The organism is Pseudaeromonas sharmana, assembly GCF_042649925.1.
Taxonomy (GTDB): Bacteria; Pseudomonadota; Gammaproteobacteria; order Enterobacterales; family Aeromonadaceae; genus Pseudaeromonas; species Pseudaeromonas sharmana.
Map to the genome: position 1 here is coordinate 80,917 of NZ_JBHSAF010000015.1, position 17,885 is coordinate 98,801.

The window sequence follows — 17,885 nt, forward strand, 5'->3', positions numbered from 1 at the left end:
ATTTTTATTCGCCGTATCATCTTCGGTTAACTACCGGAAGATCTTGTCACAAATGACGCCTATGGCAACACAAACTGTTTGACCAGTGTCAGCTCGCCAGCTCGGCGCAGTGGTACGCGAACCGTTTGCTGTTGTTCATCGGCATCGCCTTCATCGGTAATGATGCTGACCTGCGCCGTCGTCACGCTCTGCTCATTCTCGCCGCTGCCATAATAGTTCACATATACCAGGTAGTTTCCGGGTTGAGGTGCCGGGGAGGAAAAAATCTCCGGCCCATAACCGGTTGTAACATCGACATCCAGGGCTCCACCATTATCCAGCACACGATTGGCATAGAACACATGCTGACCATCAGGCGTGACCACATGCAGGTCCAGGTCGGTGTTGTCGGTATCCCAGGCCAGCAGGATGCGTAACTTGGGGCGGGCTTGTCCCTGGCGTTGATCGTAGAACTGTACCCGCTGGCGTGCTTTGCCGTCCGGCGAGCGTAATTCCACGCTATTGCTACCGCTGGCAAAGCTGTAGGGGCGGGCAAAGCTGCCATCTTCATCGATGCGTTGTGGCATCGGGATGCCATTGACGATCAGGGTGTAGGGGCCTGTCGCCTCCTTCGGGCGATCATGGATCTGGCCGCGGATCAGGCTCTCCTTACCCTGGTCTGGCGCGGCTGTGACAGAGTTGGCCGGATAGTTGATCTCTTGCAGATAGTTATCCGCCGTGTCGAGCCCCGAGCGCCAGCCACCACTTGGGTGCTGCAAAGAGATCGATTCCGTTGCCTGTACGCTCAGCACCAGCAGACTGCTGATCAGCATCAGCGCCTTCGGCAACGCGATATGATGCGTCATAGTTCCCCTCTTACCAGCTCGCGAGCCAGTTGTTCAATATAGGTTTCATCGGCCCCGGCCGGGTGATGGGCCAACGCCAGATGCAGGTACTCATGGACCAGGGTAATCCGGCTCTCAAGTGAGGTGGCTGGTCTAAGATAGATGCGCTGCGCTTTCTGATCGGCATAGGGCCGCCCATGCTGGAGCAGGCAAATTTGTGGCAGTGCTATGGCCTCGAAGCCCTCTGTGGTTTGCAGCACCGCTTGCCATTTCGGCAACTGTTGGCGTAACCAGCGACTGGGTTCGCTCAGTGGCTGGCACTCCTGAGCGGAGGCGCTACCCTGCCAGGACAGTTGCGCATCCGGGTAGGCGCGCGCCAGTATCTGTACAAAATCCAGGCCCTGCGACTGCCACTCGAGTGCCTGTTGCCAGCTCAGCTGATTGCTGCCAGCGCGGTGCAGATGATACTGCACCGGCGTGTTGCGCAGCATCAGACCGGCGGTTGTTCTGCTCGCCGCCAGAGCCGCGGCCGTTGCCGGTTGGGCGGAGACACGTTGTCGCGCCGAACTGTCATCGATTTGCAAACATTCACCATCGAAGCGAGCCTGCTGGTGCAAGTAGCTGCGGGCGGCTATGGCTAATGCCTTGGCCGCTTGAGAGGCTTCGGCTTGCGCCTCTCGATCCACGACCCGGGCAACATATTCCGTTTCATTGAGCCGCCCCCAAATCTCCGCTGGTTGATCTGCGCCTGCTTGAAGCCAGAATCTGTGCTCGGCGGTTTGCCAGTCCAATTGCTGACCATTCTTGAAGTACAACCGGTAGTGACCCTGCAGCGGCTGCTTGTGCAGGGCAAGCGCCGAGCCGTGAGCATTGACGATCTTCAGCAGCGGGTAACGAGCAAAGAAACGAACCCGGACACAACTGTTGTCACGCACTGGGGTGTCCAGCAGGGTGTGGGCTAGACGCGGTGCCAGACGGGACATCACTTGCTGGCTGTTGCCGCGTCCGGCAAACCACAGGGCATGTCCATCCTGACTCCAGCCCGCGCCACCGCCCAATGTTCCATCCGGGGTCGGCATGGTGAAGGTTTTGACGATGGCCAAGGTGCCCAGTGTTGGCAAGGCATCCCGACCACGGCCCTGTAGACTGGTACCGACCAATGCGGCTTGAGCCTGCTGTATGACCGCCAGTGGAAACTGTTCCAACTGGTGCAGTAGTTCGTCGACGCCGACGAGCTGACGCTCGTCGAGAGCAGACAAGGTGCCAAGCCAGTCGGGGGCCGAGCGTTGCTGCCAATGGCGGCGCCAGGCCTCGGCATCCAGCCGTAGCCGTGCTGGAGTAAAGTACAGACCACAGGAGCGACTCAGCGCCGTGTCCCGATCAATGCGCTCTTGCGGTTCGCAGCAGTAGCGCTCCTGCTCCGGATGCTCTCCTGTGCACTGCAGCAGCGGCTCACGCTGTTGGGTCTCGACCAGATAGGCGTAGACGAACAGCTTCCACACACTGCCAAGAGGCGTTTGCCATCGCGACGCCTCGGCCGCTTGGTTGTCGGGCCACTGCCATGCCTGATACTCGCCATCGCCCGATGCCAGCACCAGGCGGTCAGCGGCATAACCCTGTAGCGGCGGGCAGAGCAACAGCATGGCCAGCAGGCGGTACCGACACATGTTAATCGATCCGCCAATGGGCGTTGGAGGCGTCGCTCTGCACGGCCTGCTGGCTGGGTTGGTACATCATGAACAGTCTGGCTGCAGGCATGACAAACTCGCCCCGGCTGGCAAAGCGCAGCAGTTGGCGTTGCACTTGTTCCCCTGCGACCTCAGGGAAGGGTACCTGATAGCTCAAGTTGCCCTCCTCGAACTGGTTGCGTGCGAAGTCAACCGGATACTCGTTACCGTCCAACCCGGAAATGGTCACGCCCCAGGTGGAGGGTTCTACGCTGGCTCCCGGAGGCAAGGGGACCTCCAGCAGCGCATACTGGTGACGCATCTCGGGCGGCGATTGCAGACGCACTTCGTCGACATACAGACGATTGGTATGCAGGGTGTCTGTCTGGGTCACGGGTTTGGCATGATAACCGGCGTTATCTGGCAGCGGAGTCAGCTCATACAGGGTCCGGGTCAGGGTCACCGGCAGTGTGGCTTCGGCAGGGGCCAGGCTGCGGAACGACAGCGACAACTGGTGCGGTTCCGACGTGCTGCTCTGCAGCTGCAGTGACGTGGGCGGTTGCTTGCCAGTCCAGTGCCACAGGGTGGCACCGCTGAGTGTGTGCTCGGCTTGCCAGTCACCGTCAAGACTGAACTCCGGGGTAGTCTGTGCTGGCGAGTCGTGCAGGATCCAATCCAGTAACAAGGCGCGCTCCAGGGTCGGCATGGCCCTGGCAATCGAGGCGATTCGGGCGCCGTCTGCCTTGTTCGCCCCGGGTTGCAACCACTGCAGCAGCGGAGAAGCGGATGCGGCCATCTCCTCCTGTACTGCCAGCAAATTTTGCTGCAGGGCGGCTGGCAATGTGCTGCCCAGTACGCGATGCAGGCGCTGGCTTAACAGGGCGGCCATGAATACGCCAGGACGGCTTTCCGGATGTAACATGACCAGACTGCTAGCCAGCGGATCAAGGCTGGCGTCAGCGGCGGGCAACGCTTGCCACTGGACCGTTAATGCTTCATCGCTGCCCTGCAGCAGATTCTGGACAGGTAGTCCCATCTGTTCCATCCAGCTGAGCGCCAGCAGACGGTGCAACAGCGGGGCAGTCTGGGCATTCTGCTGATAGAGCGCCAGCAGAGCCTCGGCCTGCCCGTCAGGCAACGGTAAGCCCAATGCTTGCATGGTGAACCAGTCGACGTAGTAGGCATAGCTGCTCAGCAGCAGAGATCCTTGCGTCTGATCGCCCCACCAGCCAAAGCTGCCATCTGGATTGGCCATATGTACCAGCCGCAGGCGCTGCGTCAGCAGCAGCTGGCGCAACCGCGCCGCGTCTTGTGGATTGGTCTGCAGTCGGTAGGCAATGGCCAGCGGCAGCAGGCGGCTGGCGGTCTGCTCCACACAGCCATAGGGATATTCGATGAGTGAGTCCATCAGGCTGCGCAATGAGGCCTGGACCGAGTCATCACTATAGACCGTGATCTGTTCAGCATCTGCCGGCAGCGTCAAGGGAACCGTCTGATCGCGCACGACAGACGCCAGTGTGAGCTGTTGCCAGCTGGGCCAGCCTGCGGCCTCAGTGGTGAGTTTAACCTCAAGGGCATCCCGATGCTGTGGCGTCTCCAGGCGTGACCGCAGCGTTCGGTCGGCGTCGAGCGTCACGTTCTGCCGCAGCCAACTGGTACCCGATGCCAGCTGTAACTGCTCCTCCTGCTGCAGTTCTGGCCACTGCACCTTGGCGGCTATCTGTTCCGGCGTCCGGTTGAAGACCAACCATTCCAGCGTCGGCTTGTCTCCGCGGCGGAAATGGGTCGGGCCGCTCCACTTCAAGTAGACCGGCAGGTCAGAGACCAGAGTCTGTTGCTGCTGACCGACGATCCCGTCGTCTGTGTATGCCCGGACGACCACACGCCAGCGGGTCAGCGCATCCGGCATGACAAAGCTGACTTCGGCCCGGCCATTGGCATCCGTGGTGACGTCTGGCAGCCACAATGCAGTATCCTGATCGTCGCGACGTGGTCGCTCCAGCACCTTGACGCCGCGCTCATGGCGCTGGCTGTTAGGGGTCATGCCATTGCCCAGATGAGGCAGCGACATGTCATAGGTGATGAAGTTCAGGCTTGAGGTCGTTCTGACATTGTTGCGTCGCGGGTGGTAAAAGAACTGGTGGATATCCGGCGCCAGTTCGGGTTGCAACAGATAGACCATCTCGTCAACCACACCGACAACCAGGTGGCTGGCGCGTGGTTGCCCCTCCACCGCGGTATTGAGCGTCAATTTGACGTTATCTCCGGGTTGGTAACCCGGTTTATCGGCTTGCACTTGAATGGCAACCTGTGGCTGGCGGACCAGCAGGCCGACATTGCGGAACTGGTAGTCGCCAGCGCTCACATTCAGCACCGAGAGTGTCATGTTGGGGGCATAGTCTGCCGTCACGGGCAGTTCGAGCTGCCACTGGGTATCCGTCAGCTTTCGGGTCTTGATCCAGTCGGCTCCCCGGCTGAGCAGTGCGTGCTTATCGACACCATCCCGCTCTAAGGTCAGCAGGGCTTCTGCCGTAGCGGCGGGAAACGAGACCAGCACGGTTGCCGTCTGCCCGGCATCGTAGCGCCGCTGGTCGGGATGAATTTCGATGACACCGGGCGCACTCTGTAGCTCGGGGCCTGCCACCCAATGGCTGGTGGCCGCAACCAGATTCCCGGCATGATCGCGTAGCGACAACCGATAAGACCCCCCTTCGCTCAGCGCGAGATCCAGCGAGTCACTTCCTGCGGTCAGCTGGCCTTCGAGCAGTTTTCTATCTTCCAGGCGCAACCATTGATAGCTCACGGGCTGCTCGTTGGCGGGAGGCGTCGTCTCGGCGATCGGACGCCAGTGAAAACTGATGCTGTCTCCAGGTTGACTGAATTGGCGTGGCGCATCGATTTGATACGGGGTCATGCCGCGCTCAATCAGGATCTCATGGGTGCGTTTGACTCGCCAGGCGGCATCATCGCTGGCCAGTAACGTCAGAATATAGCGACTCGGTTCGTTCGCAGCCGGCAGTGAAAAACGGACCTCTCCCTGCTTGTCACTGAGTAATTCCTGCTGTTGCAGTTTGAGAGGGAATTGTCCTGAAAACGCCAGTGCGCCTTCAACCATGGCTAACTGTTGCCCTTTCAAGCTGGCACTGATGCTGGCATTGGCAACCGGTGAGCCATCAGGGTAGTGCAGACGGATTTTGCCGGTGACGGCTTCGCCGGTTTTGAAATTGGGTTTATCCAGTTGCAGTTCGATGTCAAAGTGTGGTTTGACATATTCGGCAACCCGGAATGCAGCGGTGTGGCTGTTGCCGTCCAGTTCCACCCGTATTTCGTAGCCACCGGCCTGGGCGTTATCCGGCAAGGAGAAGTCCAAATCGGCGCCGTGGCTGGCCTGCCAATCCAGTTGTCTTTGCAGTAACGGCAAACCGGACGGATCGAGTACGCTGACGGTGATGTGTTTGGCATCGACCGGTGTCGATTGTCGGGCATTGCTGAAGTGACGGGCGATAAACTTCATCTGTACCTTGTCGCCTGGCCGGTACAGAGGGCGGTCCGTCACAGTGTAAAGTTTGGTGTTGTAGATCTCGCTGTCGTAATAGAAATTCTCGGCAATTGTCAGGCCGCCCTGTTTATCCAGCGCCAGCAGGTAACTGTGTTCCGGGCTGGTATGCTGCAGCAGCGCCAGACCTTGAACATCTGTAGTTTGACTTTGCAAGGTGCCGGTACCATCAGTCCATATCACCTGAGTTCCGGCTGTGGGTTGCCCGCTTTGGCGATCCACGCTCCAGGCCAGCAGTTGTTGGCCGGCGATCTTGCTGATTAAGACCGAATTGGAGACAAACACCAGCGTGGTGGCCCGATGACTGCCGATGATGGCTTCCACCAGATAGAGACCTGGCTGTTGTTTACCCAGCGGAATCATGACGTTACCAGGCCGTGCGGCGATAAAGTCGCTGCTGCTGCCTTCGAGCTTGACCCCCTTGGGCGGCGTGAGTCCTTTGGCTTGCCAGATTGGGTAACGAAATTGCGTGACCAGCGGTAGTGACTTCAGGGGCGCGTAGACACTGGGTGCTTCATAGCGCGTTGGTTCCGTGATGTATTGGCTGGTCGCCAGCTCAGGCGCCTTGGCGGTCATCGCCTGTCGCGCCTGGGCAGAAAACACCCGTTGCCAGGAGCGGCGTGAACTCTTGTACCAGGCGTCCCAGAGGTAGCTCAACGTGTTGGCGGCGCCTTCGCCCCGGTAGTTGGCGTTAACCAAGATACGGTGCAGGTTTTTTTGCTGTTGCAGAAAACTGAGCGGATCTGGAATGCGATACAGGCGTACATCCGCGCCACCGTACTGTTCCAGATAGTATTGATCTCGCGCATTGGCCTCGATGCGGACGAGCGCCTCTTCATCACTGCCATAGCTGTTATCGCTGAGCAGGTAGAAGGTGGAGCCGGTCTGCGGTACGTAATTGCTCAATGGCACGGGTTGCAATGTCGCCTGCTGTTCTGCTAGCAAAGCGCGCTGTTCATCCAGACTTGGCGTTTCATCTGCGCGACTGGAGAGAGACAGACAGCTCAGCGCGACAAGAAGCCCAGCCGATAGAAGCCGAGAAAATTGGGGTTGTTTTCTGTAGGTTGCCACCGCGTATCCTTCCATTGCGTCATCTGTTGCAGACTCACTGCCCGCAGGCCGTTGTCCTTGGGGGTGACAGTTCCGGTATGGTAGGCAATGTACTGCCCCATCCATACCATCAGGTGTTGTGCATCACCCTGGTCGAAAAATAGCAAGTCGCCCGGCTGGGCCTCATTGAATGAACGGCCGACAAACACACTGTTCTGCTGTACCAGTGCCTGGGCGGTGACAAAGGCTTTTAGTTCGCCATCGATGTCGCGCCAGCGAAAGCGCAGTTGTTGTCGTTGTTGTTCATCCAGTTGTAGCGGGGCGGGCATCAAGGCTGCGGACAGTCCGCTTGCCTGTTGCCAGCGCCGGTCATGGGAGGCCAGTGCCTCGCCGACGGCAAATCGTACCAGTCCGGCACAATCTCTATGTACCCAGCGTGGCGAGGGATGACGCACCTGCTGATCCAGCACGCGGACAAACCAGGCCCGAAAGCGTTGCGACTGCTGTCCATCCAGCTGTAGCGGCGGGCTCAACGATGCCTCTTCCAGCGCCAACGCTGGGCTGGAGCCAAGCCATAACCAAATCAGCAACCATCTCATGGCGCCTCGTCCTGCCACTGCAATGGGTACCATTTGCTGCCACCGCTTAATGAGAAGTGGTGGCCAAAATCGGCCTGAATGGATAATGGCTTCAGTGTGGCAAGTGTCTGCAATCTAGGCTGTAAGTAATAGCGGGCAGACTGACGGAACAGGGGCTCAATCTGCCCTGGCAAGGCGGCATACATTTCGCGCTCAAGCAGTGCGGACAGCTGGGCTGGTCTCACATAAGCCAGCGTATTAGCTGGATGGGCCAGCTTTTCGGCCAGTGCCGGATAAGTGTGTTGCTGAACCGCCAGTGCTTGATCAACCAGGCGGCCATCAGCCGAGAAGAACAGGGTGGATCCTTGCACCGCCAACGTGACAGGAAAGAAGCGTGCGGCTGAGAGTTGATCGCGGAACGGCTCCTTGCTGGCCAGTTGACTGCCATATCTGGCACTCACAACCCGGCGCCAGTAGGCGCCTGCCTTGGCCGGATCCTCTTCAACGGGAAAGCGCTCGCCACGAATGTATTCGCTGGCACCAATCAGGCGCTCAAACAGTGATTTCAATGCGCTCTTATGCTGTAACGCCAGCGTGTCGCTCTTGAAGCGGGCCATCAGTAACGGCGACGCTAATCGGGAGTCAGGATACCAGCAGATCCCCAGGGGGCCGGCGAGATCATCCAGGATGGCGGTTCCGCTGTGATCGTCCTGCGAACTGGCCCACTGTTGAACAACCTCTTTGCCTGCCAGCCAGTCGGCAGGTAAAGAGAGGCAGAGCGCGGCGCCGGCGGGTGCTTGCTGCCAGAGCGCTGAGGCGTCCAGGGTTTCAAGTTGGTTGTCGAGCAACAGATGGCTGCGCCACAGGCCATCGCTGCCAAGATCAAAACGCAATGCCTGCAGGCCAGAAAAGAAATGCTGGTAGCCAAATGACAGGAAGTGGGCATCCAGTATCAGCGTCTGCTCAGCCGGCGCCGACTCCTGGGATAGCGACAGCGCCTTTTGCTGGTCAGCGAATCCACTCTCAAGGGCTTGGCTCAGCAGTGCCAACTGTTCCTTTTGTAATGCCGGGTTGCCCTCGGGGGTCAGTTCACCGCTGTCGCTGGCAAGCATTCCCTGGTCGGATAACACCAGAAGGTGCTCGGCATGGGAAACAAAAACCAGATGGCGCTGATAGCCGTAGTCAAGGCGATAAATCGGCTCCTGCGTGCCACCGACCTCAAGTTCACCGATGCGCATCAGTTGACTATCGCTGGCCGAGAGGGTGGTTAACCGGGTCAGGGTACGCGACAACAGGTTGGTTTGCAGCCTCAGCATCCAGTAACCGAGGCGACCATCGTGGCTGCGCCACAGGCTGACATCCGCCGGGGCATCCAGCAGTTTTTGCAGCAACTGTTCCTGCAGTGTCAGTTGATGTTCATACGCCAGGCGGCGCAAGGTGCCATGCAATGCCATCTTCTGGCTATGGTCGTCGTAATAGAAGGCGAAGTCTTCGGTGAGCAATCGTTGCAATAACGGTTGGCGTAAAATGTCACGTGGTAATCGCGCCAGATGCTGGCTGAGTATACGGGCATCAGGTCGAGTGAGATCGATGGCGACTTGCGTTTCAGACAGCTGTCGGCTGTTGAGTTTGACTGTCGGCAGGGCCAGCCGGACCGCATAGAAAGCGGCGGAAGCCGCGGTGGCAAGGATGAGGAAGAGCCCCAATCCGATAAGGGTTTGCCGGCGTGTCATGCTGAGCATCCTGTCTCTTGGCCGGCGTGGTTGGTTCCATGCGGGCGCTATTTCCTGGAGCGCGCATGGTATCCGATGGGGTCTTTCTCTGCAACCAGACCGCCATAAAGTTGCGAACCTTATGGCGGTTGGCCGTGATTAGAAGATGTCGTCTGTGCTGGTCCCTGGCTCGCTTGAACCGCCCTCACCAAACAGAGTGTCATTGCCGGGATTCGCCAATGTTGGCTCGGAACCCTTCTGGAAATATTCGACACGGCTGTTGCTGTCTTCCGGTGTGCTCAACATCCCGGAGACGTTGTCGATGCGGACTTCCACGACATCATCGGGGCGGGGAACGGGCGCCTCGGGGGTATTGGCGAGCGCTATTTTCATGAACTCAATCCAGATCGGCTGCGCGGCGCTGGCACCATACTCGTTACCGGCAATCGAACGCCCCAGTTTTCGTCTGTGATCGTCAAATCCCACCCAGGTTGTGGCCACCAGCTTGCTGTTGAAGCCGGAAAACCAGGCATCCTTGGCTTCATTGGTGGTCCCGGTTTTACCGGCGATATCCTGACGTTTAAGCTCTCTGGCCGCACGCCACCCCGTTCCCAGCCAGGAGCCTTGCATGCCGCGATCTTTGCCACCGAAGATGGCACTGTGCATCGCTTCGGATACCAAAAAAGCATTGGCATGGGAGATAATCTGCGGCGCCAGAGGCGCGGCAGTCGGATCGGCGGGGGCGGCAGGAAGGGCCGACGCGGTAGCCGGATCCGGCGTCACGGTATTACTACAGCTCGGGCAGGCAACGGGGGCCTTGGCCTCGAATAGCGTAGTGCCATTGGTATCCTCAACCTTGGTAATGATATGAGGGGTTACCTTGTAGCCGCTGTTGGCAATGGCGGCATAACCCGTGGCCATCTCCATCGGGCTCACTTCAATGGCACCCAGCGCCAAGGCCTCGTTGCGTTGTTCGGGTTTGACATCAAATCCGAACTGGCGCAGATGATCCATCAACTTGCCAATGCCGACGCTTCTTAGCAAGCGCACCGAGACCACATTCTTGGAACGGGCCAAGGCTTCGCGCAAGGTAATGGGGCCGTCGTACACTGGCGGTGAGTTCTTCGGGCTCCAGGCCGTACCGGAGGCGGTATCCCATTGGTTGATCGGCGCGTCATTGACCAGGGAGGCGAGGGTGAAACCGGAGTTGAACGCAGCAGAATAGATGAACGGTTTAATGTTCGAGCCGGCCTGGCGTTTGGCCTGGTCAACGCGGTTAAACTTGCTCTGTTCGAAACTGAAGCCGCCAACCAGTGCCTGGATGGCGCCATTTTGTGGATCCAGAGCCACAAACGCGGCGTTAACCTCGGGGATTTGAACCAGTCGCAAGCTGGTGTCATCTTCCGGCCATACCCAGATTAGATCGCCAACATGCAGGATATCGGCAGCACGCCGGGGCGCCGTACCTTGACGCTCATCGGTAATGAAAGGGCGAGCCCACTTCATGCCATCCCAATTGATGGAGCCTTCAAGCCCCCCTTTAATCACCACATCGGCCTGCTTATCACGAATCCGTGTGACCACTGCCGGCTCAAAAGGATCGCTGCTGGAGAGATCATTTAGATATTCATAGATGCGGTCAGTGGTCCAGGCTGGCTCCTTGGCCTGCCAGAGGCGTTTTTCTGCGCCGCGATAGCCATGCCGCAGGTCGTAGTCCAGCAAGCCACGAAATACCGCATCATCGGCGGCTTTCTGCAGTTTGGCTGTAATGGTGGTATAGACATTGAATCCTTTGGTATAGGCCTCATCGCCGTAGCGATCGACCATGAACTTGCGCGCCATCTCGCCAACATAGGCGGCATTGAGCATGATGTCTGCGCCGTGGTAGCGGGTGGCGACCGGCTCCATCTTGGCGGCGTCATATTGCTCGCGCGTGATTTTCCCCAATTCCAGCATCCGCCCCAGTACAACGTTCCGTCGTGCCTCCGCTCGTTGTGGCGAGCGAATAGGATTCAGCATCGAGGGGGCTTTCGGCAGACCTGCAATGACGGCAATCTGGCCCAGCGTCAACTGATCAACCGGCTTGCCATAATAAACTTGGGCCGCTGCGCCGACGCCAAAAGCACGATATCCAAGTGGGATCTTGTTGAGGTACAGCTCGAGAATTTCATCTTTGGATAGCTCTTTCTCTATATGCCAGGCGAGAAAGACTTCTTTAATTTTGCGCAGAATGGTTTTTTCCCGGCTAAGGAAAAAGTTTCTGGCGACTTGCTGAGTGATGGTGCTGGCCCCTTGTCGCATCTGGCCTGTGGTCAGCCAGACCACGCCAGCGCGCATGATGCCAATTGGATCGATGCCGGGGTGCTCATAAAACCGGGCGTCCTCAATCGACAGGAACGCATCGATCATCGGTTGTGGGATCTCGTTGATCTTCAACGGGATGCGGCGCATTTCACCATATTCGGCGATCAAAGCACCATCTGCGCTGTAGACTCGCATCGGTGTCTCGAATTTGGCGTCACGCAGGCTCGTGACGTCCGGCAGACTGTTTTCCAGCGCAAAATAAAACGCTGAAATGCCGGCAATGCCAAGCGCAACCAAAAACAAGCCAAACCAGAACAGACGTTTGAGCCAAATAAGCATCTTGTGCCACCCATTGGGGATATATGCCGGAAATGGCAGGCAGTATATTTGTTAACTAGTTCAAATTCGAGCGTTTTGCTTGCTACTCTGGAGTGGTTTTGGTTAGCACCTATGTATAGGATTGGGATACAAAAGAATATCCTTCTTGCCTTTTAGCGCACGGATGCATTTATGTTAGGTTTATCAAATCAAGGTAGTCTGTACCCCATGATAGGGGTTGACTTCGGTAGCCAGACCATCAAAGCGGTGGTGATTTCCGGCAAACCGGGTCGCTTCCAGATCGATGCCTGCATCGAGGTTTTGACCCCGAAGGGGTGTTTGGTCGATTATCAGATGCAGGATGTTGAGCGCATCGCACAATCGGTCAAGCAACTGGTCAAATTGCTGCCAGGGCGTCAGCGCTATGCGGCTACGGCCGTCTCCGGCTCGAACGTTATCACCAAGGTTACGCAGGTGGACAACAAGATGGGGCCTTCCGAACTGGAAGGCCACATTGAAATGGAGGCGGAGCAGCTTATTCCATTTCCAATGGATGAAATCAGTCTCGACTTTGAGATCCTCGGGCCGAATTTAAGCGATCCGACACGCAATGATGTGCTGGTCAGTGCGGCGCGGACAGACAGCGTCACCAGCCGTGTAACCACACTGCAAGACTCCGGTTTGCAAGTCAAAGTGGTGGACGTCGGTTTGCATTCGCTGGCGCGGGCTGTGGTCGCTCTGGTTCCCGAGCTTGAGGCCGGCAAGTCGCAATCTGTGTGTGCATTAGTGGATATCGGGGCTGTGTCTTTGACATTCGGCATCATGGTGAATGGCGAAATTATCTATTCCCGGCTCCAGAGCTTCGGCGGCGATAACTTTACCCAATCCATCGCCTCCTTCTACAACCTGCCCAACGATGAAGCTGAGCGTACCAAGGTTCAACATCGTCTGCCCGCTGATGCAGATATGGATGTACTGGCTCCGTACATCACCCTGCTGGTGCAGCAAATCCGCCGCAACATTCAACTGTTCTGTAGCTCGTCGAGTTATCGTGAAGTCAACATGCTCGTATTGTCAGGTGGCGGCAGTTTGATTCCAGGCCTGGCTGAACAGCTGGCCATGGAATTGCAAATTGAGGTCAAACACCCGGATCCATTCAGTATTACCCCTCGTCACCGCAGTGAATTTGTTAAGCATGGTGCCAAATATATGACGGCGCTCGGATTAGCCTTGCGGAGTTTTGTACCATGTCAAATATAAACCTTCTCCCTTGGCGTGAAGTTGCCAAGCAGCGGCAGAAAAATATTTTCCTTGCCATGCTGGGTATTACGGTTTTGCTGAGTTGTGGTGTGGTCTTGCTGGTTAATTTATTTTTCAATCAGGCCATCAAACATCAAGAAGAGCGCAATCAATTTCTACAAAGTGAAATAGTGCTACTGGATGCGAGAATCGGCCAAATAAACAAACTGAAGGCCAGACGCCAAGAATTGATCGACCGGATGAAATTGATCGATCAACTGCAGCAAAGTCGTAACCAGGTCGTGCATCTGTACAGTGATTTGCCAAAACTGGTGGCGTCGGGTGTTTATCTGGACTCCCTTGGTCTGATTGATGGTCGTATCGACATGGTTGGCAAGACCGAAGCTCATAGCCGTGTCGCCAGCATGATGCGGATGATCGACAAGAGTGGATGGTTGGGACAGACGAATATCAGCTCGATTTTTGCCACTCCGCAGCCGGAAGGGGTCCCATCGTTTGCTTTGAGCGAGTTTTCGATGATGTTCCGTATTTTAAGCCATGATAATGATCTGGCCGACAAGATGCAGGGAGCGCAGAAGAAATGAACCTGCAAGAATTAAATGAACTAGATTTCGAGAATGTTGGCTCTTGGCCCATGCCGGTCAAAATTATTGTCTCGATAATTTTGGCAGTCCTGATTTGTGCGGGCGGATATTACTATCTGATTGCCGACTCCGTAAATTCGTTGTCCAAGGCGACGGAAAAGGAGCTGGAGCTGAAGACACAGTTCGAAATGAAGGCTGCGTTAGCGAGTAATCTCGAGTCTTACAAGCGTCAGATGATTGAGCTGGAACGGTTGCTGCAGGCGCAATTACGTCAACTGCCAGACAAAAATGAAGTCGCAGGCTTGCTGGACGACATCAGTTTTATCGCGATGGATAACGGTCTCAAATTATTACGTATCAATTGGGAGCCAGAAATCAAACGCGAGTTTTCCACCGAATTGCCGATGAAAATCGAGGTCTCCGGTACCTATAGCCAATTGGGGAAATTTACCGCAGATGTGGCAGCCTTGCCTCGTATCGTTATCATCGACAGTTTTACAACGGTGAGAAGCAAGGAAGGCGATGAATTGCTGATGAGCATGTTGGCCAAGACTTATCGCTACAATGAAAAGGCGCAAAATACGGCAAAGGATAAGAACACTAAAAATCTAAAAAAACGGGGAGCGGGTAAGAAATGACGAAAAATACACCACTCCTGATGATATTTTGCAGTGTTCTGTTGACGGCGTGTTCCGGTGCAGATGACCTGCAGGATTACGTGACCCAGGTGAAGGCTCGTCCACCCTTGCCAATAGAACCCTTGCCGGTCATCAAGAATTTTGTACCTATGAAATACGAGCCCCATAGTGATAGAGAGCCTTTTGTTCAGCCACGTCCAGAGCTGGCGCCTGCTGTTCAGGATCTCAAGAAAGACTGTTTCCAACCTGCACCGCGAGACAAAGAGCCGCTGGAAAAGTATTCGCTCGATAACCTTAATATGAGCGGCACTATGGGTGGGGCAGGTGGTCTTTGGGCGCTCATCTCGGCAAAGGGCGAGGTATACCGGGTCCGCGAGGGACAGTATCTGGGACTTAACCAGGGACGAATTACTCGTGTTAAACCGGACGGTATTTTGCTTGAGGAAGTTATTCCGGATGGCAAGGGATGCTGGACCAAGCGCGAAACCAAATTAAACCTTGTGGTGGCAGAACAATAAGTCTTCAGGCAGGAATGGATATGAATCAATATAAATCAAGGATCGGACAATTGGTCATGCTGGCGTTGGCAGCCGGTGTCTGGTTGCCTGTCGAGGCTGCTAGCCGTCTTCAACAGATTAAGGTCAATCCGTTACTGGCCGATCAGGTCCAACTGGAATTGAGTTTTGATCAGCCGGTCAGTAGTTTCGCCGATCGGCTGAAATATCAGCCGAATCAGCTGATGGTCCAGGTCTCAGATGCGACGTCGGGCTTGAACATGAGCCAAATTCCTGTCGAACGCCAAGGTGTTCAACAGGTCAAGGTCGTGCCGAATGGCAAGGATCTTGATGTCCAGATCGATCTGCAGAAGCTGATGCCATACCAAATCAGTCAGTCTGGCAACTCGCTGCTGGTTACCCTGGGCCAGCCGAAGGTGAATGAAGTGGCTCCCACCGTGACCACAACGGCGGCCGCGACCTCTCCTGCCAAGGAGACCTATAAGCCCAGCGCAGGCAGTATCAACCGCGTCAAGAGTATCGATTTTCGGCGTGGCAAGGATGGTCAGGGTCAGCTGATGGTTGGCCTCGATAACTCCTCGGCCGCGCTGGATGTGACCAGTCGTGGTAATCACGTTGTCGCCAAATTCCACGCCACAGACATTGCCAATGACCTGCTTGCATTGATGGATGTGACGGATTTTGCCACCCCTGTGGGACGTATTGATGTCTCGCGTCAGGGTAATACCGTGGTGATGGACCTGTCGGTCAATGGCGGCTTTGATTATCGCTATGATCAGGCGCAAGACATGTTTATTGTTGAGGTCTCTGCGCGTAAAGCGGCGGCCACAGCTGCGAATGGTGCTAAAGCAGCAACAACCAAGTATCAGGGCAAGCCCATTTCGCTGAACTTCCAGGATGTTCCGGTTCGCACCGTATTGCAGCTGATCGCCGACTTTAATGGCTTCAACCTGGTCACCACCGATTCTGTCAGTGGCAGCATCACGCTGCGCCTGGATGGCGTGCCGTGGGAACAGGCGTTGGATACGGTGTTGAAGGTCAAGGGGCTGGACAAGCGTCTGGAGGATAACATTCTGCTGGTCGCTCCGGCAGACGAGATTGCCAAGCGCGAGAAACAGAGTCTGGAAAGCCAGAAGCAGGTGGCCGAGTTGGCGCCGCTGGTGACGGAATATATTCAGATCAACTACGCCAAGGCCGCTGAAATTGCCGAGCTGCTTTCAACGGAAAATACCCGTCTGCTTTCAAGCCGCGGCGCTGTGAGTGTCGATGGCCGTACCAACACCCTGTTGGTTAAAGACACGGCTGAAGTGGTTGACCATATCAAGAAGATGTTGTCTGTGCTGGATATCCCGGTCAAACAGGTCGTCATCGAAGCCAGAATGGTAACGATTGACGATGGTGTCGATGAGGAGTTGGGTGTTCGCTGGGGTGTGACCAAGGCTGAAGAGAATGGCTCCATTTCTGGCACCATTGAAGGCAACGACTCCGCTCAGTCTGGTACGGTACCGGATGTTGGCGATCGATTGAATGTGAATCTGGGTGTGACAGATGCGGCAGGCTCTATCGCCTTCCAGGTCGCCAAGTTGGCGGACGGCACACTGCTTGACTTGGAACTGAGCGCGCTGGAGACAGAGAACAAAGCGGAGATCATTGCCAGTCCGCGCGTCACCACGGCCAACCAGAAAGAAGCGATCATTGAACAGGGTACCGAGTTCCCGAGCAATACGTCCAGTTCCAGTGGGGCGACTACGGTAGAGTGGAAGAAGGCGGTATTGAGCCTGAAGGTTACCCCGCAGATCACTCCGGATAACAGAGTCATTCTCGACCTGACGGTCACTCAAGATACGCTGGGTGATGAGGTCAAGACTGGCACAGGTACCGGAACGGCAGTCAACACGCAACAGATCAGTACGCAAGTGCTGGTCGATAACGGCGAAACGCTGGTGCTGGGTGGTATTTATCAACAAACCATCAAGAAGGACATCACCAAGGTGCCGTTACTGGGTGACATTCCCGGGGTTGGCTTCCTGTTCCGTAACAGCAGCCAAACCAACAAGAAGCGCGAGCTGCTGATTTTCGTGACACCGAAGATCGTTACCGAGGACATCTGATAGACGTTCTCCGTATGCAAAAAACCCCGGCAAGCCGGGGTTTTTTGTTTATGCGTGGCCATTTTTAAGGTTTCAAGCCACTTGATTTGGCTCCCAGCTTCCAGATCGCTATACCGTCAATGCTGGGCTTGCGGTTGCGCTCCATGGATCGCTGCTGCATAATTCCCCGTCCAGTTCCGAACTCAGGGATTTTTTATCAGGTACCCGCCAAATTGCGGGCAGGTTTGTTTTATTACTGACGACTAACATGGCTGAAAAACGCAACATCTTTCTGGTCGGGCCCATGGGGGCCGGCAAAAGTACCATCGGCAAATATCTCTCAGAACAATTGCACATGGAGTTCTACGACTCTGACACCGAAATCGAGCGTCGAACCGGTGCTGACATCGCATGGGTTTTCGATGTTGAGGGCGAAGAGGGATTCCGGCGTCGTGAAGAGCAGGTCATCAGCGAACTGACTGAAATGCAGGGCATTGTGTTGGCGACAGGTGGTGGGGCGATCAAGAGTGCCCAGACCCGCAACCGCCTCTCGGCACGAGGCATCGTTGTCTACCTTGAAACACCGATTGAGAAGCAACTGGCTCGTACTCAGCGGGATAAGCGCCGTCCTCTGTTGCAAACACCGGAAGATCCCAAGGATGTCCTGGTACGCTTATCCGAAGAGCGCGAACCACTCTACCGTGAAGTGGCAGATTATGTTGTGCGCACGGATGAACAAAGTGCCAAATTGGTGGCGAATCAAATTGCCCAGCTGTTGGGTTTATAACC

Annotated in this window: 12 protein-coding genes; 6 read left to right on the plus strand and 6 right to left on the minus strand. The window is 56.2% G+C overall.

Annotated features, from left to right (window positions below; translation table 11 throughout):
• Positions 1-59: 59 nt before the first annotated feature.
• The 6 genes from ACFOSS_RS15055 to ACFOSS_RS15080 all read right to left on the minus strand — a co-directional run bounded on the left by ACFOSS_RS15055 (position 60) and on the right by ACFOSS_RS15080 (position 12,030).
• Positions 60-845, minus strand: a complete 786-nt coding sequence (locus tag ACFOSS_RS15055; RefSeq protein WP_377154092.1) for a YfaP family protein — start codon at positions 843-845, stop codon at positions 60-62.
• A complete protein-coding gene (locus tag ACFOSS_RS15060) occupies positions 842-2,491 on the minus strand; it encodes a DUF2300 domain-containing protein (protein WP_377154094.1) in 1,650 nt (549 codons plus the stop codon). Before ACFOSS_RS15060 ends, ACFOSS_RS15055 begins: the two co-directional genes overlap by 4 nt.
• Position 2,492: 1 nt before the next feature.
• Positions 2,493-6,992, minus strand: a complete 4,500-nt coding sequence (locus ACFOSS_RS15065) for an alpha-2-macroglobulin family protein (RefSeq protein ID WP_377154096.1) — start codon at positions 6,990-6,992, stop codon at positions 2,493-2,495.
• A gap of 59 nt (positions 6,993-7,051) precedes the next feature.
• Positions 7,052-7,696, minus strand: coding sequence for a DUF1175 family protein (locus ACFOSS_RS15070; RefSeq protein WP_377154098.1), 645 nt, complete (start codon positions 7,694-7,696; stop codon positions 7,052-7,054).
• On the minus strand, positions 7,693-9,408 hold the full coding sequence (locus ACFOSS_RS15075; RefSeq protein WP_377154100.1) for a DUF2138 family protein: 1,716 nt from the start codon (positions 9,406-9,408) through the stop codon (positions 7,693-7,695). Before ACFOSS_RS15075 ends, ACFOSS_RS15070 begins: the two co-directional genes overlap by 4 nt.
• Positions 9,409-9,546: 138 nt before the next feature.
• Positions 9,547-12,030 (minus strand): penicillin-binding protein 1A, encoded by a 2,484-nt coding sequence (locus tag ACFOSS_RS15080; RefSeq protein WP_377154102.1) that lies wholly within the window; start codon positions 12,028-12,030, stop codon positions 9,547-9,549.
• 171 nt (positions 12,031-12,201) lie between these two features.
• Here ACFOSS_RS15080 and pilM point away from each other — a divergent pair, with 171 nt between their 5' ends.
• From pilM to aroK, 6 genes are all read left to right on the plus strand, one after another.
• Positions 12,202-13,269 (plus strand): type IV pilus assembly protein PilM, encoded by a 1,068-nt coding sequence (gene pilM / locus ACFOSS_RS15085; protein WP_377154104.1) that lies wholly within the window; start codon positions 12,202-12,204, stop codon positions 13,267-13,269.
• A complete protein-coding gene (locus tag ACFOSS_RS15090) occupies positions 13,257-13,853 on the plus strand; it encodes a PilN domain-containing protein (protein WP_377154106.1) in 597 nt (198 codons plus the stop codon). The genes pilM and ACFOSS_RS15090 overlap by 13 nt, the downstream gene beginning before the upstream one ends.
• Positions 13,850-14,491 carry a type IV pilus inner membrane component PilO gene (pilO, locus tag ACFOSS_RS15095; RefSeq protein ID WP_377154108.1) on the plus strand — a complete coding sequence of 214 codons (642 nt, stop codon included), beginning with the start codon at positions 13,850-13,852 and terminating at the stop codon, positions 14,489-14,491. Before ACFOSS_RS15090 ends, pilO begins: the two co-directional genes overlap by 4 nt.
• Positions 14,488-15,009, plus strand: a complete 522-nt coding sequence (locus tag ACFOSS_RS15100; protein WP_377154110.1) for a pilus assembly protein PilP — start codon at positions 14,488-14,490, stop codon at positions 15,007-15,009. The genes pilO and ACFOSS_RS15100 overlap by 4 nt, the downstream gene beginning before the upstream one ends.
• A 20-nt stretch (positions 15,010-15,029) precedes the next feature.
• A complete protein-coding gene (locus tag ACFOSS_RS15105) occupies positions 15,030-17,117 on the plus strand; it encodes a type IV pilus secretin PilQ (RefSeq protein ID WP_377154113.1) in 2,088 nt (695 codons plus the stop codon).
• 247 nt (positions 17,118-17,364) lie between these two features.
• Positions 17,365-17,883: a shikimate kinase AroK gene (gene aroK, locus ACFOSS_RS15110; protein ID WP_377154116.1), complete on the plus strand. Its 519-nt coding sequence runs from the start codon at positions 17,365-17,367 to the stop codon at positions 17,881-17,883.
• Positions 17,884-17,885 lie beyond the last annotated feature (2 nt).

Coding starts and splice junctions, on each gene's coding strand:
- pilO (WP_377154108.1), top strand. CDS start 13,850: ATGAACCTGCAAGAATTAAATGAACTAGATTTCGAGAATGTTGGCTCT.
- ACFOSS_RS15100 (WP_377154110.1), top strand. CDS start 14,488: ATGACGAAAAATACACCACTCCTGATGATATTTTGCAGTGTTCTGTTG.
- pilM (WP_377154104.1), top strand. CDS start 12,202: ATGTTAGGTTTATCAAATCAAGGTAGTCTGTACCCCATGATAGGGGTT.
- ACFOSS_RS15090 (WP_377154106.1), top strand. CDS start 13,257: ATGTCAAATATAAACCTTCTCCCTTGGCGTGAAGTTGCCAAGCAGCGG.
- ACFOSS_RS15055 (WP_377154092.1), bottom strand. CDS start 845: ATGACGCATCATATCGCGTTGCCGAAGGCGCTGATGCTGATCAGCAGT.
- ACFOSS_RS15080 (WP_377154102.1), bottom strand. CDS start 12,030: ATGCTTATTTGGCTCAAACGTCTGTTCTGGTTTGGCTTGTTTTTGGTT.
- ACFOSS_RS15075 (WP_377154100.1), bottom strand. CDS start 9,408: ATGACACGCCGGCAAACCCTTATCGGATTGGGGCTCTTCCTCATCCTT.
- ACFOSS_RS15060 (WP_377154094.1), bottom strand. CDS start 2,491: ATGTGTCGGTACCGCCTGCTGGCCATGCTGTTGCTCTGCCCGCCGCTA.
- ACFOSS_RS15105 (WP_377154113.1), top strand. CDS start 15,030: ATGAATCAATATAAATCAAGGATCGGACAATTGGTCATGCTGGCGTTG.
- aroK (WP_377154116.1), top strand. CDS start 17,365: ATGGCTGAAAAACGCAACATCTTTCTGGTCGGGCCCATGGGGGCCGGC.
- ACFOSS_RS15070 (WP_377154098.1), bottom strand. CDS start 7,696: ATGAGATGGTTGCTGATTTGGTTATGGCTTGGCTCCAGCCCAGCGTTG.